Here is a 21,949-nt window from a genome sequence, read left to right as displayed (position 1 = left end):
CTGCCGCGCGCCCGGCCGTGTCTGCCGCCCGCCGCCCGGCCTTGTCTGCCGCCCGCCCACCGCCACCAGACCGCCCCACCCCCCACCGCCGGCTGACCGCCCCCACCGCTACCCGCCCGCCCCCGAGTCACCGCTCGAAAGGAGCCGCATGCCCAGCAAGCAGGCGCTCGTCCGCCGCCCCGGCCCCCGCCTCGCCGAGGGGCTGGTCACCCATATAGACCGGCGCCCGGTCGACCCCGCCCTCGCCCTGCGCCAGTGGGAGTCCTACGTCCAGGTGCTGCGCGACCACGGCTGGCACCTCACCGAGGTCGCCCCCGCCGACGACTGCCCCGACGCGGTCTTCGTCGAGGACACCATGGTCATGTTCCGCAATGTCGCCCTGCTCGCCCGCCCCGGCGCCGGAGAGCGCCGGCCCGAAGTGGCGGACGCCCGCGCGGCCGTCGAGGCGCTGGGCTGCTCCGTCAACGAGATCCGGGCGCCCGGCACTTTGGACGGCGGCGACATCCTCAAGGTCGGCGACACGGTCTACGTGGGCCGCGGCGGCCGCACCAACGCCGAGGGTGTCCGCCAACTCCGCGCCGCCTTCGAGCCGTTGGGCGCCCGCGTGGTCGCGGTACCGGTCAGCCGCGTACTCCACCTCAAATCCGCCGTGACCGCGCTCCCGGACGGCACCGTCATCGGCCATCCGTCCCTGGTCGACGACCCCGCGGCCTTCCCCCGCTTCCTGCCCGTCCCCGAGGAGTCCGGCGCCCATGTCGTGCTGCTCGGCGGCGGCAAGCTGCTGATGGCCGCCGGCGCGCCCCGCAGCGCGGAGCTCTTCGCCGACCTGGGCTACCAGCCGGTCGTCGTGGACATCAGCGAGTTCGAGAAGCTGGAGGGCTGTGTGACCTGCCTGTCCGTGCGGCTGCGCGAGCTGTATGCATGACGGGGCGACATCACCGGCGCTTCGTGTGCCTGCCCGGACCGCGCCGCTGACCGTGCCTATCGTGGCGCCATGAGCAACCTCGAACTCAGACCCGCGCCCGGCCTGTGCGGCGGCACCGGCCGCACGGGCCCGGTCCGCGACGTCCAGCCCGGCAAGCAGGTCCCCCTCGGCGAGGGCACCGTCGTCCGCCGGCTGCTGCCGAACCTCGGCCGGCGGATGGTCGGCGCCTGGTGCTTCGTCGACCTCCCCCATTGCCTGAAGGGCATGGGCGGTGCCCCCATCGGCCCGGACGACATCGTCGACGGGCCCGGGATGCAGGTGCCGCCGCATCCGCACATGGGACTCCAGACCGTCAGCTGGCTGCGCGAGGGCGAGGTGCTGCACCGTGACAGCCTCGGCAGCCTCCAGACCGTACGGCCGCGGGAACTGGGCCTGATGACGTCCGGCCGGGCCATCGCCCACTCCGAGGAATCGCCGCACGGCCATGGCCCGTTCCTGCACGGCGCCCAGCTCTGGGTGGCCCTCCCCGGCGCACACCGCGACACCGCGCCGTCCTTCGAGCACCACACCGACCTGCCGATGATCAACGGCGGCGGCCTCTCCGCCACCGTCATCCTCGGCGAACTGGCCGGCGCCACCTCGCCCGGCACCACCTACTCCCCCCTGGTCGGCGCCGACCTCACCCTCACCGCCGGCACGGACACCCGGCTGCCCCTCGACCCCGACTTCGAGTACGCGGCCCTCACCATCTCCGGCGAGAGCGAGGTCGACGGCGTCCGGCTGGCCCCCGGCTCCCTCCTCTACCTCGGCTGCGGCCGCGCCGAGTTGCCGCTGCGCGCCGACTCCGACAGCAGCCTGCTGCTCCTCGGCGGCGAACCGTTCGAGGAACAGATCGTGATGTGGTGGAACTTCATCGGCCGCTCCCAGCAGGACATCGAGGACGCCCGCTCGGACTGGACCACCGGCTCCCGCTTCGGCACCGTCCACGGCTACGACGGCGACCGCCTGCCCGCCCCCGAACTCCCGCCGATGACCCTGAAGCCTCGGGGGAGGGCGCGCTGACCTGCGGAGAGGTTGAGCCGCCGGCCTGTCAGTCCTCCCCGACCCGCGCTCCGGCGGACCGTGCCAGCGCACGGGCCCCGGGGCTGACGCCCCGCTTGCGGGGAGGCATCCGTGCGTCCGTGGCCTCGCGCTGGGCCAGCCACAGGAGGTTTCGCGGGCCGGAGGTCGCCACGACGCCCAGGTAGCGGGGGTCGCCGGCGAACCAGGCAGTCGTGGTCCGTCCGGACTTCACGGTGCGCACCCAGAAGTGCCGCCCGGTCCCGAGCATGCCGCCATGGCCGAGGCTCACGGACTTCTCGGGCCGTTCCGGGTCGGGCACGACGAACCGCGTGCTCCCGTTCTTCTTGGATCCGACCTCGACGATGCCGACCTGCCACGGGTAGACGCGCAGTACTCGCCGCATGCCCGTCAGGTAGGCGACGGCGACCCTGGCGAGCTGGGTGTACCAGATGCCGACGCACAGCATCGGCAGCCACAGCACCAGCAGCCAGGCCGGTGTGCGGACGACGGCGAAGAGCCATGCCGGGAAGCCCAGGAGCCAGCCCAGCAGGGCGGCGCACCGAAAGAGCGCGGTACGGCGCCAGGCCCGGCGGGTGGCCGGGTCCTCCCAGGCCGTCTTGTAGCGCACTGCGGACGTCATCTCTGCCCTCACCGTCTCTGGCCGGCCGAACACGTCCCGTGCGGCGGCGACTTCACCGGTCACCGAGCCTCGCACGGTCACCGGGACCGCCGGTACCCGGCGCCGGTGGAGTCGGCTGTCCCCGTCGCTGGGTCAGGCCTTTCGCGCGCGGTAGATGGTGCGGCACGGCACGTCTGTCCGCGAGCATGAGCCCGAGTCGCACTTGAGATCGGTGCCGCCGAAGGCGTGGGAGAGCGGCTCCAACCCTGCCGCGTGCAGTGCACCGGTCACGTCGGCGTGGTCGTAGTACCAGCTCGTCAGTGTCTGGTCGACCCTCTGGGCCCGGCCTCCGGCGTCGAATACGCCCGAGACGCGCAGCATTCCGGTGCGGCTGCCGGTGTCCCATACCCCGCGCTTGACCACGACGGCCTCAGGGCTGTCCGTGAGCGTGGCGTGGTTCCAGTGGAGGAAGTGCGACTGCTCGTAGAGGTCGAAGATGAATTCGCCTCCCTGGGTGAGCGCGGCGGCCACCGCGGTGAAGCACTGGCGCAGATCGTCGGTGGAGGGAAGGTGGTTGAGGGCGCCGTCCAGGCTGACGCAGGCGGCGACCTGGGCGGGCAGGTCGAAGGAGCGGGCGTCGGCCTGGATCACGCCGAACCTGCCCTCCTCGATCCGCTCGCTGTGCCGGGTGCGCGCGAGGTCGAGCATCGCCTGGGAACCGTCCACCCCGTACAGGCTCCATCCGGCGTCAAGGAAGTGGGCGGCGGTCACGCCGGTGCCGCAGCAGATGTCCGCAGCGGTGCGGTGGTCCCCGGCCGTTTGTGCCAGGTGGGCGACCAGCTTCGGAGAGAAGCGGTCCACCCAGCCGGTGTAACTGCTGTTGAAGAAGGCAGCGAATCCCTGGGAGTAGTAATTGGCCATACGAGTAACCCTTCTTGTGGGCGTCGCGCGGGGCACGCGGGCCTCAGTGCGGTGGTGTTCCGGGGCGATTGCTCACCGGGCGGACGTCCGGCTCACGCCGGGGCGGAGGCGGGGCGCAGGTGCGGGATCACGCGCTCGGCGAAGAGCGTGACGGTGTCCCGGTCCACCGGGGGCCGGACGCCCAGCACGAAGTCGGTGACGCCCAGTTCGCGGTAGGGCAGCAGTGCTTCGGCGCACTGCTCCGGCGTACCGAAGACCAGATACTCCGGCCACACCGGCGAATCGGGCGGGAAGGTGTCGCGCAAGCGGGCGAGTCTGCCCGGCAGCTCCGCCGGGTCGTCGACGAGCAGGGCGCGGAAGGTCATCGAAAGACGGATCTCCGCCCGGTCACGGCCAGCCCGCTCGCACTCGCGGTCCAGCCGCTCGACCCGCCGGCGATACCGGTCAGGGTCCGTGAGCAGGCTGTTCCACACATCGCCGTGCCGCGCGACCACGCGCAGCACGGGTGTACTCGCACCGCCGACGACCAGCGGCAGCCGCGGCTGCACCGGCGCGGGACGCAGATAGCCGTCGGTGATGCGGAAGTGCTTGCCGGTGAACGAGAACCTCTCGCCCGACCACAGGCCCCGCAGGATCGCGGCAGTCTCCTCCAGCATGTCCCCTCGCTCGGCGCGTTCGGGCAGGTGGAAGCCGTACTGCTGGTGGGCGAGATCGGCTCCGCCGACTCCGATGCCGATCTCCACCCGCCCGGTGCTGACGTGGTCGATGGTCGCGGCGAGCGCGGCCAGCATCGCCGGGTGACGCCAGGCCACCGGCGCCACCATCAGGGCACCGCGGATCCGGTCCGTGTGGGCGGTCAGTGCGGAGAGCAGGGTGGTGCCCTCGAAGCACGGACCGTCCGGTCCGCCCATGGGGGGTCGCAGGTGGTCGAAGAGCGAGCACCAGTCGTAGCCGAGTTCCTCGGCCCTGCGCCACAACGCCAGGATCTCGTCGTACGACTCATACTGCTGCCCGGAGTGGACGCCGAACCTCAGCGCCGGTTCAGGAGACGGCATCTTCTGCCCTCGCCGTGCCCGTCGCCTCCCGCTGCGCCTCGACCACCGGCGCGAGAGCGGTGGCCAGCGTCCGCAGGGTGTGGAAGGTCTCCGGGGTGATCAGGTCGTCGGGGAGACTGACGCCGAACTCGCTCTCGATCGCCACCAGCGTCGCGACCATGCCCAGGGAGCTCAACCCGGCCTCACGCAGCGGGAGGTCCGGTGTCAGCTCACTGCCCACCGCGTCGGGCAGCTGCCGAGCGACGAGATCACGGACCGTTTCGCGCAGTGCGTCACCGGTTCGACCGGCCATCTCACTCATGTTCCTCTTCCTCTTCTCCTTCGTCGGCCCGGCCGGCAGAGCGGACCGGGCTGGGGGTAACGGGCCCGGCCGGGCGTGTCAGTGCGTGTGGAGGCGCACGGTGACGGTCTTGGGGCGCTGGTACTCCGTGAGGGCGAGGACGCTCATGTCCGTGCCGTGCCCGGAGGTGCCGCGGCCGCCGTGGGGCAGTTCCGGGCTCTGGTCCAGATGGCAGTTGACCCAGACCTCCCCGGCGTTCAACTCGTGGGCCAGGGCCAGCGTGGTGGTCGTGTCGGATCCCCAGACGCTCGCGGCGAGGGCCTGCGGTACGGAGTTGGCCAGTGCCTGCGCCTCCTCGATGTCGTTCACCGCCTGGACCGTCAGCACCGGGCCGAACACCTCCTCCACCACTGCCGGGTCGTCCGGCGCCAGATCGGCGAGGATCCGTCCGGGCCGCCAGAAGCCGTTCTCCTGTCCCGGCCGCGGGGCGAGGCCGGCGACATGGTCGATGCCCGCCGCGCTGCTCCCCACGATGCGGTCGTAACGCGCCGCCTGGTCGGCGTTGTTGAGCGGTCCGAAGTCGGCTCCGGCGCGCCGCTCGCTCATCGCCTTGGCCAACCCGGCGACGGTCCGGTCGTAGTTCTCCCGCAGGGTGATCACCCGTGCCGGAGCGGCACAGCTCTGACCGGCGTTGTAGGTGACGGCCCGCACCAGCTCCTCGCAGGTGTCGTCGGGCGCGTCCGGGAGGACCAGAGCGGGGCAGTTGCCGCCCAGTTCCAGGCTGACCCGGTGCGGTGCCGCACGGACCGCGACATCCTGGCCCCCTGCCTCGCTGCCGGTGAAGGCCACCATGTCGATGGCCTCGGCGACGAGCAGCCGCCCGGTGCCCCGGTCGCCCGGCACCGTCACCAGTGCGTCGGGGACCAGCGCCGCGGCAGCGTCCCGGGCGAGCAGCACGGCCGTGTCCGGAGTGGTCAGCGCGGGCTTGAGCACGACGGTGTTGCCGGCGGCGAGCGCCGGCCCGATGCGCCAGGCGGCCATCATGAGCGGGTAGTTCCAGGGCACGATCGCCGCGACGACGCCCATGGGTTCCCACCGCACCCAGCTCTCCCGGCCGAACATCCGCCGTCCGCCCGCGGGCGCGGTGTCGGCACGCAGGGCGCCGGCGTAGAACCGCAGCAGATCAGCGCAGTTCTCGACCTCGCCCTGGGCCTCGGCGGCGGGTTTTCCCGTTCCGGCCTGCTCGGCCGCCACATACGCAGCGGAGTTCTCCTCTATGAGGTCCGCGAACCGCAGCAGGCGCCGGGCCCGCTCGCGGGGGGTGCGGGCGGCCCAGGCGGGCTGGGCGCGGCGGGCGGCCGCCACCGCCGCACGGGTCTCGGGTGCGCGGCCGACGGCGAGGGACGACCGCTCCCGGCCGGTGCGCGGGTCGGTCAGGGGCAGAGCGAGCGGGGGCTGCGACATGGTGGGCCCTGCTTCCAGGTGGTTTCGGGTCAGGGGCTGGCAGGTGGTTCGACGACCCGGCGGTTCACCCGAGCCGGTGCGGGGAGTGCGGGCCGGCCCGGCCGGCGGCGAACGGGACACGGTTCAGGCACTGGGCGAGGTGACAGGCGAGAGGGGGCGCGAACAGGTGGTGGAGCAGCGGGGAGAACTCCTCGCGCACCTGCCCGTGGACGGGCAGCTTCGCCCAGGCGGGGAAGCCGTCGAGCTGGTCCGCGGGAGCGACCGCGATGAGCCGTCGGCCCAGCTCGGTGGCGCGCTGTGCGACCTGCCGGGCGTGCCCGGAGCAGCGGCCGGCCGGGGCCAGCACGAAGACCGGCAGATCACGCGGGCCGGCGAACCGCTCGACGTGGCACCACTCCTCCAGGTCCTGGCCGACGGCGAAGACGGCGGAGGTCTCGATGACTTTCGCCGCGCTGTACAGGGCGCTGCCATGGGACGGTCCGCCACCGAGCACGGTGAGCACCGGCGCGTGGGCGATCCGGTCGGCGATCTGCCGGGTCCGTCCGGTGCACTCGCCCACGGTGGCCTCGACCGCGTCGGCCAGTGCGCCGAGTTCGTCCCGCAGCAGGTCGGCCGCCGCGCGGTCCAGGTGTCCACGTGCCTGCCCCAGGGCTGTCGCCAGCAGCAGCGCTCCCAGGAGGCTGGCCTGGTAGGTGCGGACGCCCGGCGACGGCTCCTGGCCGGGCAGCGCGAGCAGGACGGTGCCGTGGGCGGCCCGGGCGAGCGGGCTCTCCGCCCGTCCGGTGAGAGCCACGACCGCTCCTCCCGCCGCCCTCGCCTGCTCGGCCGCCCGGACCACGAGCGGGCTGCTGCCCGAGGCGGAGATCGCGAGGGTGAGCACACGGGCCGGCGAGGAGGGGGCAGCGGACTTCCGGTAGTGGGTGAAGGGCAGCGCGCTCACCGGCCGGCAGTCCACACCGGCGAGGGACCGGAAGGCCATTTCGACGGCCCGGGCGGCATGGTCGCTGTCGCCATTGCCCACGAGGACCACCGACTCGATGTCTGCCAGGCCCAAGGAGCCCGGGAGGGCCCGCACCTGTTCGGCGAAGGGGGCGGTGTGGGCCCGTATGTCGTCGGCGAGGCAGTGCACCTGACGGAGCATCACCTCCGGCTCCAGTAGCGGCGGTCCGGACGGGCCGGGACCCGGGCTGTGCGCGGGTGTCATCGCTCGGCCTCCCGGACGATGTCGACGTAACGCCGCACCAGGTCGGTATCGACCGTGCCGCCCCACCCCTCACGCTCCAGACACGTGCCCACGAACGCCCCGTCCGCGGCGGCGAGCAGGCGCGCCGCGTTGTCGTGGTTCGTGTGTCCGGCCAGGATGACGGGCAGGTGGGGCACGGCCTCACGGACGGACGCGATCATGTGCAGTGCCGTGCGCGCGTCAGGGTGCGAGAGCGACACCGCGTCCGCGCCGACGGTGCGGGCCGCGCGAGCCACCTCCGCGGTGGTCTTCTCCCCTCCGTGCCAGGTGAAGTGCATGGAGTCGATGTCCGCCACGATGCCCACGCGCTCCGCGTCGATCGAGCGGCGATAGCTCATCACCTCCAGCGGATCGGGCCGCACCATGCCGTGGGCGGTGAGGGTCTGCCCCACCAGGGCGCCGGCCCGGACGTAGTCGCCCCCGGCCACCTGCGCCACGGCGAGCGATGCCCTGGTGGCGTTGCGCATCATCTGGACACCGACGCGGAACGCCCCGCCGGTCGCCTCGACGACCGCGCGCACGATCAGGCCCATCGCGACGGTACGTGCCGGGTCCGACTCGTCGGCGACGCTGTAGACACGGTCGACCGTCTGGATGAGGCAGCCGTCCGCCCCGCCGTCGTACAGGGCCCGCGCGGACGCCACCGCCGTGTCGAGGATCTCCGGGAAGGTGTGGGGCTGGTGGAAGGGAGTGCCGGGCAGGGGCGCCAAGTGCACCATGCCGAGGACGAGTTTGTGCCTGCCGTCCGGTACGGCCCAGGAATTCATACGGCCCCTCGCTCGTCGGGGTGGGGGGAGGAGGTCACCGGGCCGCCCTGGCCACGAGATGGGATCCCAGCCGGTCCAGGGCGGGTGCGAGCTGCTCCCAGGGACGGGCGGTGGTGATCCGCATGACGGCACCGGAGAAGCAGAAGGTGAGGATGCCGGGGAAGAGGGACACCCCCGTCTCCCGCAGCACGTCCCGGAAACATCGGTAGGAGTCGTCCCAGCCGGGCAGCTCCACGGCGGTGTTGATGGAGAAGCGCGGCGTGAGCACCCGCGCGGGGGTCTCCGCCAGGCGGACGGTGGCGGCGTCGCGGAGCACGGTGAGCTCCTCGGCCCGTCGCAGCCGCTCCGTCCGGTAGGTGCGGTAGGCGTGCCGTAGCTGCTCGATGCCGAGTCCGTAGGACGCCTCGAACTCCTTGAGTTCGGCCGGTCCGGGCTCGTCCAGGCCGGTGATCAGCCATCGCTCCATGCGCGCCAGCACTTCCACGATCGTGTAGAAGAACGACGGCGGCCCGCCGAAGGAGGAGGAGGCGTACTCGTAGTACTCGGCGATGAAGGCGGGGTCGGCGAGGAACCAGCCCGCCTTGAGCCCCGGCGCCGACCAGGTCTTGGACAGGCTGGAGACCCGGACGACGTTGGGTGCCCCGCGCGCGGCCGAGCGCTCCTCGTAGGCGCCCAGCCACTCATGGCACTCGTCGAGGACGATGACGGTGGAGGGGGAGGCCGCCTGGATCAGCCGTCGCAGGCCCTCCTCCGTGACGGCCGCCCCGGTGGGGTTGCCCACGGTCTGGAGCAGCACCAGAGGGGTGTCGGGCGTGAGCGCCGCGAGGAGCGGCTCGATCGAGGTCTGCCCGTGCCCGCTGTCCAGGGGAACGAGCTGGATGTCGTGCCGGCGGGCGATCGTCTCGACCAGGGGCGGGTAGTTGGGGATCGCGCACAGCGCCGGTGGTGTGGACGGGGCGGCCTGGTGGAGGACGAAGTCCGCGAGCGTGCTCACGGCGAAGGTCCCGCCCATGGTCATGGCCACGTGTTCGGGCCCGTAGCGCACGCCGTCGAGCCGCGCGGTCTCGTAGGCGGCGATCGCCTCGCGCGCCGGGTAGCGCCCCCGCGAGTCGGAGTAGCCGTACCAGTCGCGGTCCAGAGCGAAGCGGACGCATTCCTTCAGGCTCTGCGGAAGACCCCACCGTTCCTCGTCCACCGCGCCGCCGGAGAGGATGTACTGCGCGTTGTCCCGGAGATCGCCGTACAGGTCGTCGCGGAAGTACCAGTTGAACAGCTCCTTGACGAACCGGACGGTCGCCCGGGAGATCAGCACCTGCTCCGGTTCGACCGAGCGGAGCCGGCGGCTGTCCCGCCACTGCTCGGCCAGTGCCGGATGGTGCGCGTGGCCGCCCAGTTCGTTCTCCACGCGGCCCAGCCACAGGTTGCGCAGTTCCAGCGGGTCGTCGGGGCGGCGGGCTCGGGCGAATACGTCAAGCACCCGCTCGTCGATGTGGGTGGCGAAGGTGTCGGATATCCCGGCGTGCCGGGGTGCCCGCCGGGACATCGCCAGGGCGTCCTGCGACGCGTGCGAAGGGCGCGGGACCAGAGGGGAGTCGAAGAGTGTCATCGGCATCTCACATGGAGTGGTGGGGAGGGGCCTTCGGTGGGGGTCCGGCGCGGGCGGCTCGACCGCTAGCGGATGCGGAGGCGCTGGAGGTGCCGTTGCTCTCGCGGGGGTGTCGCGGCACCGGCGGTGCGGCCGTGGAAGTAGTAGGTGTTGTCGATCACGACAAGCAGTCCCCGGCGCCAGCGCACCGCGAGCGCCTCTTCGGGCGCGTACATGGCGGCCAGCAGTTCGCGCAGGGCCGCGTTGACCGTCTCGGGGTCGGTGTCCGGCCGGTCGTGTGTCCACCGCAGCTCTTGGTCGAGAAAGTCGCGGAAGGAGAACACCCAACGGCCGTCGACATGGCGCGCGATGGGCGGCGCCGCCGGACTGTCCCGGTAACCGGTGTGCGACAGCAGCTCCAGGGTCCCGGGCGACAGCCGGCGGGCCACCTCCCGCATGGGCACCAGCACCGTCCGGGCGTGCGGGGTGTCGTCGCCGGGGTTGACGCATATGAGCACGATGTACCGGGGCTGCCTCGACACGGCGGCACCGCTGCTCTCGGAGTGCAGGGAGAGCGAGTTGCGGGCGAAGGGCTGGAGCGACACCTCTGCCGTGGGCGCGTGCCGGCTGCGGAGGTTGAGGATGACGCCGTCCTGTACGAACGGCTGTACCGCGGGATCCGTTTCCGGGGTCGCGGTGCCCAGGCCGTCGCCGAGTGTCATGAAGCGGTCGGGTGACAGCGGCTGGTCGAGCTGAACGACGGCCAGGCCCTGACGCCACAGCTGCTCGGTGATCTCCTGGTGCACGCCGCGGGTGTCGGCCTCCTGCTCCCCCAGGGTGGCCGCGGCCGGACCGTGCAGGGGCGCCGCGTTGCCCAGCAGCCGTTCCCTGGGCGCGAGGTGAGGGTCGGACCGCGACGCCCGGAAGCTTCCGTGCGTGACCTCGCGCGCTGCCGCACACAGGGCTTCGGAGGATGCGAAGGCGGACTGTTCCATGCCTTGTTCCTTTGCTCGGACGAATCAGCTACCGGACGCCAGGAAACTGTGGAGCGGTGATATTCGGCCCCTCTCGATGACGCTGACGGTCGGATAAAGGGGGGCAGCAATGACGGCCGGGGCGCACGGATGAAGAACAAGCCGTGCGGCCGGCCTCAGCCATGGGCGGGTGTGCGGACGAAACCGATGGAGCAGCCTCCGAAGAGCCCCTCTCCATCCCCCCGCAGGCCGGTACTCCTGCGGCTTCGACCCGGTACGCGGAGCACTCTAGAGGCGGTGCCGGAATCACCCGGGAATCACGCGGAGCCACCGTGGACCACGGGCGATAGCCGGCCGATTAACCGGGAATTCTCCGGAGATTGTTACGGTCTCAGCCGTCCAGGAATTCGATACTTCCTACGGCCGCCGGTGTACGACGGCACCCTTACCGGCCCGGCCCGCCGCAGCTTCTCCGCGGGCCCCGGCATGAAATGAGGCGTTCATGGGATTCACGCACGGGCGCCGCATCACACACTGCCCGTATTGCGGCCACGCGTACACGGACAGCACGAACTGGCCGTTGCACTGCCAGGCGTGTGAGGAGACACTCTGGCGCAACCCGCTGCCGGCCGCGGTCGCCCTCCAGCCCGTGACACAGGAGGACGGCTCTTGGGGCATCGTCGTGATCCGCCGTGCGCTCCCCCCGGGGCGTGGCCGGCTGGCCCTGCCCGGCGGCTACCTGGAAGTCGGGGAGAGCTGGCAGGAGGCGGCCGTGCGCGAACTCCGGGAGGAGACCGGGCTCATGGCCTCCGCGCAAGGTGTGCGGCTCTTCGGAGCGCACAGCACCCGGGACACCCTGGAGATTTTCGCGCTGCTGCCGCCGCGTGCGGCCGCGGTACTGCCCGAGATGGCGCGCACGACCGAGACCCAGGGCTGCTGTGTGCTCGGCGAAGCGGAGGAGCTCGCCTTTCCCGGACACACCCGGGCCCTGGCCGCTGCCCTGGCCGGCCGTTCGCTGCTCCACCGTGAAGGGCGACGGACATCATCCTGAACCGCGGGCACCCCGCAGCCCGGGCCAGGGAGCTCGATCGCGTGGCCGGTGCACGCCCCTTCCGTGCTCGCCTCCGGTCCCGCCCGCGCGTTCAGCCGCCGGCCGGGCCGGCACCCCCTCCCGCCGCACCGCCCGGCGGGACGTCCGGCCCCGGGCCGAGCCCGGCCAGGCTGCCGTCCAGCCAGGCTGCCACCAGCTCCACCCGCGAGCGTCGGCCGGTGCGTTGGAACAGCCGGGCCAGCCGTTGTTCGACCGTCTTCTCACTGCACGCCAGACGGGCCGCGATCTGCCGGTTGGTCCCGCCCTCACCGACCATGCCGATCAGCCGCACATCCGCCTCGCTCAGGCCCTCGCGCGCCGAACGGCCCCTCGGCAGCGGCACGTTGCGGCGTTGCGCCGACCTGTCGAGCAGAACGCGCCCGGGACGCCCCAGCGACAGCAGATGGGTGTGCCGCGCCGCCTCGGCCAGCCACGGCTGGGGATCGTCGCCGACCTCGGCGAGGACCTGGCAGCAGTACAGCATCATGTGCCGGTCGCCCCGCCGCGCGGCCGAGCGGTAGGCGTCGTGCGCGCCGTCCGCGTCGCGGTCCAGCACCCCACGGGCGATCAGCAGCGCCTCCCGGGTCATGGCCGTGTCCGCCTCCGCGTGCAGTGCCGCGAGCTGCTCCAGGGCCTGCCGCGCCTGCCGTGGCCGGGTCTCCTCGGCGAACTCCAGGATGCGCAGCAGCACCCGCTCGGCCCCCGTGAGCAGGCCGCTGCCGCGCGCCCGCCGCACGTCGTGCCAGGCCTCCTCCAGCGCCGCGTCCTGCTGTCCCGACCAGTACCGCACCCCCAGCCGGGCGCGGGCCACCAGCGGGTGGACGACCGTGCCGGGAATGCGGTCGAGCCACTCGCGGGCGCGTACCAGGTCACCGCGGAAGCAGTGGATCTCGGCCGCCAGCGCCCGGGCCAGCTGGCTGGTGCCCGGCCCGCCGCAGACCCCGCCGCGCCGCTCGATGCCGCGGGCCGCCGACAGGGCGTCGTCCCAGCGCCCGGCCAGGTAGTCACGGACCATGGTGTGGTAGCGGCCGGCGGCGCTGTGGTCCGCGCGTACACAGCGTTCCCCCAGTACGGAATCGAGGGCGCCCGCCAGGTCGCCGTAGGCCGCGGCGTCCCGCAGCCGCCCGATGGCCGCCTCGCCGAGGTCCTCCCGCTGGAGGCCGTCGACGGCCCTCGCCAGCTCCTCGTGGCCGCCCACGGCGGCGGCCAGCGTCCGCAGCTCGGCCCGGGACGGCAGCGGACCGTGCCCCTCGCGCAGCCGGCCGCTGTCCGGGGCGGGTTCCGCGGACGGCGGCCCCGGGGGGAGCGGGCCGATCCCGTACCAACCGCCGAGCGCGGCCAGCATCGCCGCCCGCGGCATCCGCGCGCACACCTCCCGGGGCACGGTGCCTTCGTCGTGGGGCGACCGGTGCTCGTGCAGCGCGGACAGCCCCCAGGCGAGGGTGGCGAACTCCAGCCCGCCGCCGTCGGTGGGGCCGGGGTCCCGCAGGCCGGCGAGGATCGGTTCGCCCAGCGCGAGGACGCCGGTGTGGTCGCCGCACGCCAGCCCCAGTTCGGCGGCCTCGCGCAGCACGCCCAGCGTCGCGGGGTAGTTGGGCGGCAGGCGGCGCAGCGCGGAGAGGTAGGCCCGCGCCGCCCGCGGATGGTAGGACCGGGCGTCCTTGGCGGCGGCCGCCAGCAGCAGCGGCACCGCCACGCCGTCGTTCAGCGCGGAGCCCGCGGCCGCGACATGGTCGGCCAGCAGCGGATGGCAGGCGCCCGTGGTGGCGGGGCCCAGCCGCTCGGCGACCGTCTGCACGACGGCGGCGTGCACCGAGCGCACGTCACGGCGGGACGGCAGCGTCCGCAGCGCCGCCGCCAGCGCGGGGACGGCGAAGGCCAGCCGGCCGTCCCCGTCGACGGTCAGCGCCCGCTCCCGCACCAGCCGGTCCACCGTCCGGCCGAGGTCGGCCGCCGGCACCGCGCACGCCGCGACCAGGCTGTGCAGGTCCTCCAGCCGCAGTTCGGCGCGGTGCAGGAGGCCGGCCAGGACGACGACGGCGTCCCTACCGTCGGCGGTGACCCGGCGCAGCGGCTCCGCGCCCACGGTGAGCCGCAGCTCGTCCTCCCTTCCGGCCAGACAGATACGGCCGTCGAGGCCGACGAGGCCGTCGTCCTCGTCCAGCGCGGTGAGCACCGAGAGCACGGCCGCGGGGTTGCCGGCCAGGGGGCCGAGGGAACGCCGCACCGCCGCGAGCAGCGCGGGGTCGGCGGGACGGCCGAGGCGCTGTCCGACCAGCTCGCCGATGTCCTCCGGCCGCAGCGGCGGCAGGTCGAGCACCCGGTCGGCCGCCGTCGCCAGGTCGGGCGCGGCTGCCGGGCCCCCGGGCACCGGGCGCCCGGCCATCACCACCGGCAGGCCCGCGGGCCGGAACACCCGCAGCATCAGCTGGAGCGCGGACGCGGTCGGCGGGGGTATGCGCTCGGCGCCGTCGAGGACGAGGGCGAACGGCACGTGGCGCGCCGCGTCCGCCAGGGTCTCGCCCAGCGTGGACAGCAGCGTCAGTTCGCCGCCGTCCCCGGAGCGCGACTGCGCCCGGCGCACGGCGGTGATGTGGGCCAGGAACCGGCCGTGCTGGACCTCGGCGAGCACGCCGCAGACGGCGTCGGCAAGGGTGGCGGCCCCGCTCGGCCCGGTGGCGGTCATCCAGGGTAACGACAGCACCTTGGCCCCCGCCCGGACCACCGTGTGCCGCGCCTCGTCCAGCACGGCGGTCTTGCCCGCTCCGGCCTCGCCGGTCACGAGCAGGGTCCGCGCCGTACCGGCCGGACGCAGGGCGTCGGCGACCACGCCGACTTGATGGTCCCTGCCGACGAGAGATGCACGGCGTTCCACTGGACTCCTCACTCGCTTCGGCCCACGTCGACCGGGGCCGTCCCGCCGATCGTGACGTCGTCGCGGGGGACGGCCATAATGCAGGCTCCGACGGGACCGGTGCACCGGTCCCGTCGCGCGCACCAGGCGGAACGCCCGCCGGTGGCCCGTCGTTGAGGAGCTTGCGTGGACAGTGGCCGGCCGGCGGAGACCGGGGCGGCGCGCGGCGCCACGGCGACGTGGGGGGAGTGCGCGAGCGCGCACCTGGTGGGCCGCGAACGGGAGTTGACCGAGTTCGAGCGCTGCCTGGACGACCCGGACGGTCCCGGCCTGGTGCTCGTCCACGGAGAACGGGGGGCGGGGCGCAGCGCGTTCGCGCAGGCGGCCGCCGCACGGCTGGCGGCGCGGGATCATGTGGTCCTGCCGCTGGTCTGCGTGCGCGGGGACCGGGACCGCCCGCTCCTGCTGGCGCTGCGGGTGGTCACCGCCGTACGGGAGCACCGGTCGGTCACCGGGCGGCAGCCCGCGGCCGGCCGGGCGGACCTGGACACCGAGGTGCTGCCGGCCATGGAGCGGGGCGACCGGGCGGCGCTCGCCGACGCACTGCTGTCCGCGCTGACGCAACTGGCGCCCGTGGCCGTGGTGGTGGACGACGCGCAGTACGCCGACGCGGCCTCCCTCGACGTACTGGGAGCCGTCGCCGCCCGGCGCCCCCCGGAGGTCCGGCTGCTGATCACGTCGGTACGGCACACCGTCGGGGCCGGTGACGCGGCGTCCGGCTGCCGGCCGGACCAGGCCGCCGGACTGCCGGCAAAGGCGGGCACGGCGCGGACCATCGGCCTGCCGCGCCTGACCCGGCCGCAGCTCGCCGACATGGTGGCGCGGCGGTCGCAGGCGGTGCCCGACCCGGCCCTGGTGGCGCGCGTCCTCGGGCTGACCCGCGGGATTCCGGCAGCCGCCGACGCGCTGCTCACCGAGTGGTCGCGGCAGGACGCGGTGCGGATCGCCGACGGGCACGCCTTCCTCGCCGCCGGCGCGCCGGTGCCGGTACTGCCCGATGCGGACCGGTTCATGAGGGCGCTGCACGAGCTCGGCGAACCGTGCCGGACGACGGCGGCGGCACTGAGCATCCTGTGGCCGCTCGGCCGGACGGCGGCGGCGCTGGTGGCCGGGGCCACCGGGCTGTCCGAGCGGGAGGCCGGCGACGGCGTGCGCCGCCTGATCGCCGCCGGCCTCCTCGACGAACTGCCGGGTGAGGACGGCGGCGGCCCCCGGGGCTGGGTGTTCCGGTCACCGCTGATGGAGCACGCCACCCGGGAACGGCTCGGGCCCCTGGAACGCGCCCGGATATCCGCCGCCGCGGTGGAGGCTCTCTGGGCGGCGCGGGACGGCGCGGCCGCGGCGACGGCCCCGCGGCGCCCGGCCGTGCTCCTGGCGGAGGCGGACGCCGTGACGTACCTGCCCGACCGGCTCGCCGACGCGGGCGGACTGATCGACCGCGAGCGCGCGGCGGCGGAACTCACCGCCGCCGCCGAGGCGTTGCACCCCGACCCCGAGGACCGCGGCATGCTGCGGTGGTTCCGGGCGGCGCTGCGCGTGACCGAGGAACCGGCGGCCCGCGAACTGGCGTTGCTGCGGTGTGTGAAGGCCGGCTGGGTCGTGGGCGACCACCCGGCGGCGGGCCGGGCGGCGGAGCCGATTCTGCGCGACCCCTCCGATGTCGTCAGCGGCCCGGATCTCCATGAGCTCGCCATCCTCCAGGTCGTCGCGGTCACCTCCGTGAAGGACTGGCCGCAGCTGGCCCGGATGGGGGCGGCCGAGTGGTGGGACCGGCTGCCGCTGCCCCCGGAGGCCGCGTTGCCGGGGCGGGCGCTGGCGTTGTGCATGAGCGAGCGGTGGCAGGAGGGGCTGGACCTGCTCGCGCGGACGGAGCCGGTGTGGCGCCCGCACCCGCAGATCCGGCTGGTACCCGAGCTGGCGCAGGCCGCCGGGCACCTGGTGCAGGGCCGGACCGACGTGCTCGCCCGCGCCCTGGAGACGCCGCCGGATCCCGGCCTCCCCCCGGAGGTGCTGTACTCGATAGCGGCGGGGTACGCCCTCCAGTTACTCGGCAACGCCGACCTGTGCGGCGCCATGGACCTGCTGAAGGACCGCGGGATGCCGCCCGGGGCGCTTCCTCCCGCCAGCCACTTCCTCCTGCTCCATCTCCAGGGCCGGTGGGACGACGCGCTGGCGCTGGCGCGCGGCATGGTCGCCAAGGACCAGACGTTCATCGCGGCGCCCCAGCACCATCTGTTCGCCGCGGGGACGGCCGCCATCCTGCTGGCCAGGGGCAAGCCGGCCGGTGCCGCCCGTCTGATCGCCGGTGAACGCGGGACCCACGAGGGGCATACGGAGATCTTCCTGGACGTCGCCGAGGCCGCGGTGCTGCGGACCATGGGCCGTCCCGAGGCGGCCGACCGCATCCTGCGGCGCGGGCTGCGGGAGGCCGACGCGCGCGGCTATGTCTACGGAACCGACGAACTGGCGGCCGCCCTCGCCATGCTCCGGGCGGCGGACGGCCGGGCCGATGCGGCGGCGTCCTGTCTGTGGCGCCTCCAGGAACTCGCCGGCCGCACCGGCAGCGGACGCACCCGGCTGCTGTACCTGCTGGCCGCGGCGCGGGTGCGCGAGCCGGGCTCCGGCGCCGCCCGCGAGATGCTGGACGAGGCGGTGGACCTGGCCCGCTCGCGGTGCCAGCCGTTCGAGACCGCCCGCACGCTGACCGCGGCGGCGGCCGGGGAGGCGGGCCCCCCGGAGCTGCTGCACGAGGCGTACGAACTGTACGGGGAGACGGGCTCGTTGCTGAGCCGCTTCCACACCCGGGCCGCGATGCGCGAGGCCGGGCTGACCGTCCCCGGCCGCAGACAGGCCACCGCCGAGAACGAGCGGCTGCTGGCCACGCTGGTGACCGAGGGGCTCACCAACCGCCAGATCGCCACCGTGCTGCGGCTCAGCGAGGACGCCGTGGCCAATCGCCTGTCACGGCTGTTCGCACGCAGCGGCCTGCGGTCCCGTACCGAGGTCGTCTCGGCCATGCTCACCGGCCACCCCCTGACCGCCCCGGACCACTGAACATGCGTCCGCCGCGGGCGGGCGTGGCGAAGAAGACCCGCACCGGTCCACCCCATCGGGTCCGCATGCCCGGCACTCGTGCCAGGTTTCCCTGTCCTTAAGCGATCGCGGCGTGCGGAATGCCGGTTTCCGAAAAGTGCGTGGCACGATCACCTACCTCATGGGCGATTTCCGATGGGGAGGCGCAATGCCTGAGCAGATACTCACCGGCACCGTGTGTGTGGCGGTCCACTCACCCGACGTCGTGGTCCACGCGGGACTTGTCAGCTCCCTCCAGCACGACCACCGCGTCCAGGAAGTCCCACCGCAGCGCATCCATGAGGCCGACGCCGTCGTCGCCGCCTTCGACACCGTCGACGCCGCCGCACTGGACCAGCTGCGCGCCCTGTCCGACGGACCCGACACGCGCTTCCTCCTCGTCGCCGGACGGCACTGGCGAGCAGACGTCTCCGCGGCGATCGACCGGGGAGTGCGCGCCGTGCTGTGGCGTGACACCTTCACTCCCGCCGCCTTCGTCCGCGCCCTGCTCACCGTCGCGGACGGCGGCGGCAGCTTCCCGCCCACCTTGCAGGGCGCGCTGATGGAACAGGTCCGGTGGACCCACCGGGAGGTCCTCGCGCCGCGCGGCCTCACCGCCTCCGGCGTCAGCCCCCGCGAACTCGATGTCCTCCGGCTGGTCTCGGAGGGCAGGGAACTGTCCGAGATCGCCACCAAGTTGTGCTATTCGGAGCGCACGGTGAAGTACATCCTCTACGGCCTGATGAAGCGCTTACGGCTGCGCAACCGCGCGCACGCCGTCTCCTACGCCATCCGCGCCGGCCTCATCTGATCAAGGGACCGCCCGGGACGCGACGGAGGTGTCGTTCCCCGTGGCGGCCCGTTGCCGCCTGCGGTGCCCCGGGGTATGCACCGGCCTGTTCAAAAGGGCAAAGGCCCTCCGGAAGGCTGGACTCCGGGCCCGGCGCCCCGGCAATCTGCCGAGCGTGAGCTGCCAAACCGTCCGTCCGGTTCATGCCGGTTCAAGGAAGCGCGGAAGGTTCTCGCCGCCGAACGCTCTTGCCAGGGTCAGAGGGAAATGAGGTCGAAGTGAACTTCCGCATACTGGGCTCTCTTCAGGCAGGCGTGGACGGCGCGGCCATGCCGCTCGGCGGAGTGATCAAACGCCGGCTGCTCGCCTACCTCCTGCTGAACGCCAACCGGGTCGTGGCCACCCACAAGCTGCTCGACGTCCTGTGGCCGGACGAAACGCCGCGCACCGCGCGCAAGATGATCGGCAACGCCGTCCGGGGCCTGCGGCTCGATCTGGCCCACGGGGCCGCGGACCCCCGTGCGGCCTTATTGACGCTCGCTCCCGGCTACCAGCTGCGGGTCGAACCCGACACGGTGGATCTGTTCCTGTTCCGCCGGCACGTGGAACGCGGACGAGCCGAGGCCCGCGCCGGCGACCATGCCGCCGCGGTGGGCACGCTGCGGGGGGCGCTCGGCCTGTGGCGGGGTGCGGCACTGGCCGACCTGGCGGACGGCGACTTGAACTGGCCCGAGCTGGATGGTCTGGAGAGCGAGCGGCTGGGGGCCCTGGAGGACTATTTCGAGGCCGGCCTGGCGATCGGCCACCACCATGAGATTCTGGGCGAGTTGCAGACGGCGGTCGCCGAGGACCCGCTGCGTGAGCGGCTGAGCGGCCAGCTGATGCTGGCGTTCTACCGGTGCGGTCGGCAGACCGATGCGCTGTCGGTGTTCCGGCGCATCAGGAGCGACCTCGTGGAGCAGTTCGGCCTTGAGCCGTCGCGGGAGCTGCGTCGCCTGGAACGCTCCATCCTCGACCACGCCCCCGAACTGGACGTACCGGCCGCGCCGGGAGCGGAGCACCAGAAGGCGCCCGCGCGGACCAGGATGCCGACCCTCGTCGAACCGCAGGCCACGCGCCGGCCGGACGCGCCCGACACCCGTGATGCTCCCTCGGTGAGCCGCGTACTGGCACGGGTGGGCAGGGACCACCGACGCGACCCCCGGGTGGTGCCCGACCGCGTGGAGGACGGCGACCGGGAGTGTACGGGCCACCGGTCGACGCCCCGGCGCACACGGGTGAGCGTGGTCCTGGTGTGGGTGCGGCACGAGCTGTCCGACGACCCCGATCTGGACGGCGTGCAGCAGGCCATGGCGGACTTCGAGGCGGTGCTGCGGCAGCAGGCCACACAGAACGGGGGGACCGTGGGGCCGGTGACGGCACCGGTGTTCTCCGCCGTGTTCGGAAGCGACCACCCGCGCCGGGACGACGCCACGCGTGCCGTGCGGACGGCCTTCGCCCTCCGGGACCGGATCGAGGGCGGCCGGCTGCCTGCCGACCCGTCCTGCCTCCGTCTGCATGTCGCCGTGGTCACCGGTGCGGCCTGCCTGTCGTACCTGCCGGCGCACAGCGGCGCCCCGACGGTCACGGGGGACGCGGTCGACCGGGGCTTCCGGCTGCTGGCGATGGCGCCCCGGGGGCAGGTGCGGGTGTGTGAGGTCACGCGCCAGGCGACGGAATCACATGTCTCGTACCACCTGGGCCCCGAGCCGCCGGAAGGCTGGGAAGCGGTCCGCGTCCGGCCCGGCGCGGTTCACGGCGTGCGGGAGGCGGGTGCACCGGAGCCGTCCGAGCCACCGGACGGGCCGGGCCTGCCGCAGCTCACGGCTCGATCTCTCTGAAGAGGTGCAGGAAGTGGTGGATGTCGTGGGTGACCCGGTCGACGAGGGTACGCATGCTGTGCGGGCCGTCGGCGAGGCCGAGGCTGCGGCGGTGCCGGTCCACGGCGGCAGGGGACAAGGGCAGCGCACCGGCCACCGCGTAGCGGATCGCCCCGGAGGCGTCGCGGCAGGGCAGCACCTCCCCACGGGCGTACCGGCTGGCGCTGAACGGGATGTCGAGCGTGCCGTCGGCGAAGGCCGCGGTGACGGCACGGGCCGGGTCCGCGGCGCCGAGTACCGGGGCGACGAGGTCATCCACCTCGGCGAGCAGCCAGTCCAGTTCCTCCTCGACCCGTTCCGTGTCGACGGTGACGAAGTCCAGGAGCGGTGAATTGGCGACCGCCGCCAGGCGCATTCCGTCGATGTTCGCCTGGGCGTCCGGAACGCCCAGCGACTCCTGGTAGGTCTTGGTCACCAGTTTCGCGGCGCCGCCCAGCCGGGCGGTGAGCGCCCCGTAGAAGATCAGTTGCTCGGCGTGCGCCCGTTGGCCCGGGAAGACGCCCATGAACTCGTGCAGCACCGGATAGACCTCGACATCCGCCGGCAGATAGCGCTCGGCCAGCACCGGAATCGCGCGCAGTGCGGCGACGTCCTGAGCGAGGTGCCCGCCCTGCGGATAGGACAACGACAGGCATCCCACCCCCTCGGCCGCGGCAAGGGCGGCCTCGATCACACCGATGGCCAGGCTGATCGACGGCGGCGTCAGCACCCCGGTGAGGGTGCCGAACAACTCGCGGTCCAAGGTCAGTCCGGCGCGCCGGAGATCGCCGGTCAGCGCGTCGACCTCGCGCCAGCAGGCCAGCGAGTGTGCGAGCGGTACGTCCTTGCAGTAGGGGAGGTTGTACGAGATGCCGCCGCCCTCGAACGAGGTGGCGCCGGCGGCCACCGCGACATCGAACAGCAGCCGTGGGTCCGGGGAGCCGTGCCGGATCTCCACCGGTGCGGACACCGACTCGACCAGCTCGCGGCCCCGCTGCCAGCCGTGCGCCACGAGCGGATAGCCGTTCAGCGCGCCCGGGTCGGTGCCGGCCAGCCGGGCCGCGTGGGCGAAGCGGTTGAGCCGGGTGTGGGAGTCAATGGTGAGGGTCAGGACATCCGGCCGTGCGCCGGTGTCGAGAGCGCGCAGCAACTGCCGCATCTCGGTGTGCCCGCCCACCCCGCAGCGGGGCTGGATGGCCACCACCGCGTTCCGCACGGACCGGGCCAGTACGTCACGGACGGTCGGCGTGCCGCGGGTGCGGGCGAAGCGCACCGTCTCGGCCACTGAGG

At 73.5% G+C, this 21,949-nt stretch carries 17 protein-coding genes; 6 read left to right on the top strand and 11 right to left on the bottom strand.

From position 1 onward, the window contains the following. Nucleotides 1–148: 148 nt before the first annotated feature. Both ddaH and ACZ4XD_RS13665 read left to right on the top strand, forming a co-directional pair. Complete coding sequence (ddaH, locus tag ACZ4XD_RS13670) at nt 149–925, top strand: dimethylargininase (protein ID WP_468041584.1); 777 nt, start codon at nt 149–151, stop codon at nt 923–925. A 69-nt stretch (nt 926–994) separates the two neighbouring features. Then, nucleotides 995–1,987 (top strand): pirin family protein, encoded by a 993-nt coding sequence (locus ACZ4XD_RS13665; protein WP_468041582.1) that lies wholly within the window; start codon nt 995–997, stop codon nt 1,985–1,987. Nucleotides 1,988–2,015: 28 nt separating this feature from the next. Here the strand turns inward: ACZ4XD_RS13665 and ACZ4XD_RS13660 are convergent, their stop codons facing one another. The 9 genes from ACZ4XD_RS13660 to ACZ4XD_RS13620 form a co-directional block, all read right to left on the bottom strand. Further along, on the bottom strand, nt 2,016–2,627 hold the full coding sequence (locus tag ACZ4XD_RS13660) for a hypothetical protein (protein ID WP_468041580.1): 612 nt from the start codon (nt 2,625–2,627) through the stop codon (nt 2,016–2,018). 132 nt (nt 2,628–2,759) lie between these two features. Then, entirely contained in the window at nt 2,760–3,527 is a 768-nt protein-coding gene (locus ACZ4XD_RS13655; RefSeq protein ID WP_468041578.1) for a class I SAM-dependent DNA methyltransferase, read from the bottom strand. Nucleotides 3,528–3,619: 92 nt separating this feature from the next. After that, nucleotides 3,620–4,582: an LLM class flavin-dependent oxidoreductase gene (locus tag ACZ4XD_RS13650; RefSeq protein ID WP_468041576.1), complete on the bottom strand. Its 963-nt coding sequence runs from the start codon at nt 4,580–4,582 to the stop codon at nt 3,620–3,622. Next, a complete protein-coding gene (locus ACZ4XD_RS13645) occupies nt 4,569–4,874 on the bottom strand; it encodes a phosphopantetheine-binding protein (RefSeq protein ID WP_468041573.1) in 306 nt (101 codons plus the stop codon). Before ACZ4XD_RS13645 ends, ACZ4XD_RS13650 begins: the two co-directional genes overlap by 14 nt. 87 nt (nt 4,875–4,961) lie before the next feature. After that, nucleotides 4,962–6,326, bottom strand: a complete 1,365-nt coding sequence (locus ACZ4XD_RS13640) for an aldehyde dehydrogenase family protein (protein WP_468041571.1) — start codon at nt 6,324–6,326, stop codon at nt 4,962–4,964. A gap of 64 nt (nt 6,327–6,390) precedes the next feature. Beyond that, nucleotides 6,391–7,530 carry an SIS domain-containing protein gene (locus ACZ4XD_RS13635; RefSeq protein WP_468041569.1) on the bottom strand — a complete coding sequence of 380 codons (1,140 nt, stop codon included), beginning with the start codon at nt 7,528–7,530 and terminating at the stop codon, nt 6,391–6,393. Continuing rightward, the gene (locus ACZ4XD_RS13630; RefSeq protein WP_468041566.1) at nt 7,527–8,336 is read right to left on the bottom strand and encodes a BtpA/SgcQ family protein; all 810 of its coding nucleotides are present in this window, start codon (nt 8,334–8,336) and stop codon (nt 7,527–7,529) included. The genes ACZ4XD_RS13635 and ACZ4XD_RS13630 overlap by 4 nt, the downstream gene beginning before the upstream one ends. Before the next feature lie 34 nt (nt 8,337–8,370). Next, complete coding sequence (locus ACZ4XD_RS13625) at nt 8,371–9,942, bottom strand: pyridoxal phosphate-dependent aminotransferase (protein ID WP_468041563.1); 1,572 nt, start codon at nt 9,940–9,942, stop codon at nt 8,371–8,373. Nucleotides 9,943–10,007: 65 nt separating this feature from the next. Next, a complete protein-coding gene (locus ACZ4XD_RS13620) occupies nt 10,008–10,916 on the bottom strand; it encodes a TauD/TfdA family dioxygenase (RefSeq protein WP_468041560.1) in 909 nt (302 codons plus the stop codon). A 481-nt stretch (nt 10,917–11,397) separates the two neighbouring features. On the opposite strand from ACZ4XD_RS13620, the gene ACZ4XD_RS13615 reads away from it, so the two are divergent. Then, entirely contained in the window at nt 11,398–11,946 is a 549-nt protein-coding gene (locus ACZ4XD_RS13615; protein WP_468041557.1) for an NUDIX domain-containing protein, read from the top strand. A gap of 91 nt (nt 11,947–12,037) precedes the next feature. On the opposite strand, the gene ACZ4XD_RS13610 is transcribed toward ACZ4XD_RS13615, so the two are convergent. Beyond that, nucleotides 12,038–14,860 carry an AAA family ATPase gene (locus ACZ4XD_RS13610; RefSeq protein ID WP_468041555.1) on the bottom strand — a complete coding sequence of 941 codons (2,823 nt, stop codon included), beginning with the start codon at nt 14,858–14,860 and terminating at the stop codon, nt 12,038–12,040. Between the two features lie 165 nt (nt 14,861–15,025). Between ACZ4XD_RS13610 and ACZ4XD_RS13605 the strand changes: the two genes are divergently transcribed. The 3 genes from ACZ4XD_RS13605 (at nt 15,026) to ACZ4XD_RS13595 (ending at nt 20,641) form a co-directional block, all read left to right on the top strand. Further along, nucleotides 15,026–17,953, top strand: a complete 2,928-nt coding sequence (locus ACZ4XD_RS13605) for a helix-turn-helix transcriptional regulator (RefSeq protein ID WP_468041553.1) — start codon at nt 15,026–15,028, stop codon at nt 17,951–17,953. A gap of 187 nt (nt 17,954–18,140) precedes the next feature. Continuing rightward, on the top strand, nt 18,141–18,782 hold the full coding sequence (locus tag ACZ4XD_RS13600) for a helix-turn-helix transcriptional regulator (protein WP_468041551.1): 642 nt from the start codon (nt 18,141–18,143) through the stop codon (nt 18,780–18,782). A 257-nt stretch (nt 18,783–19,039) separates the two neighbouring features. Continuing rightward, complete coding sequence (locus ACZ4XD_RS13595) at nt 19,040–20,641, top strand: BTAD domain-containing putative transcriptional regulator (protein ID WP_468041548.1); 1,602 nt, start codon at nt 19,040–19,042, stop codon at nt 20,639–20,641. Here the strand turns inward: ACZ4XD_RS13595 and ACZ4XD_RS13590 are convergent. Continuing rightward, complete coding sequence (locus ACZ4XD_RS13590; protein ID WP_468041546.1) at nt 20,622–21,944, bottom strand: methylaspartate mutase; 1,323 nt, start codon at nt 21,942–21,944, stop codon at nt 20,622–20,624. The two genes, ACZ4XD_RS13595 and ACZ4XD_RS13590, sit on opposite strands and share 20 nt — an antisense overlap. Nucleotides 21,945–21,949 lie beyond the last annotated feature (5 nt).

Source organism: Streptomyces sp. NPDC029466 (assembly GCF_055574515.1).
This window is presented reverse-complemented; position numbering and strand designations above follow the sequence as displayed.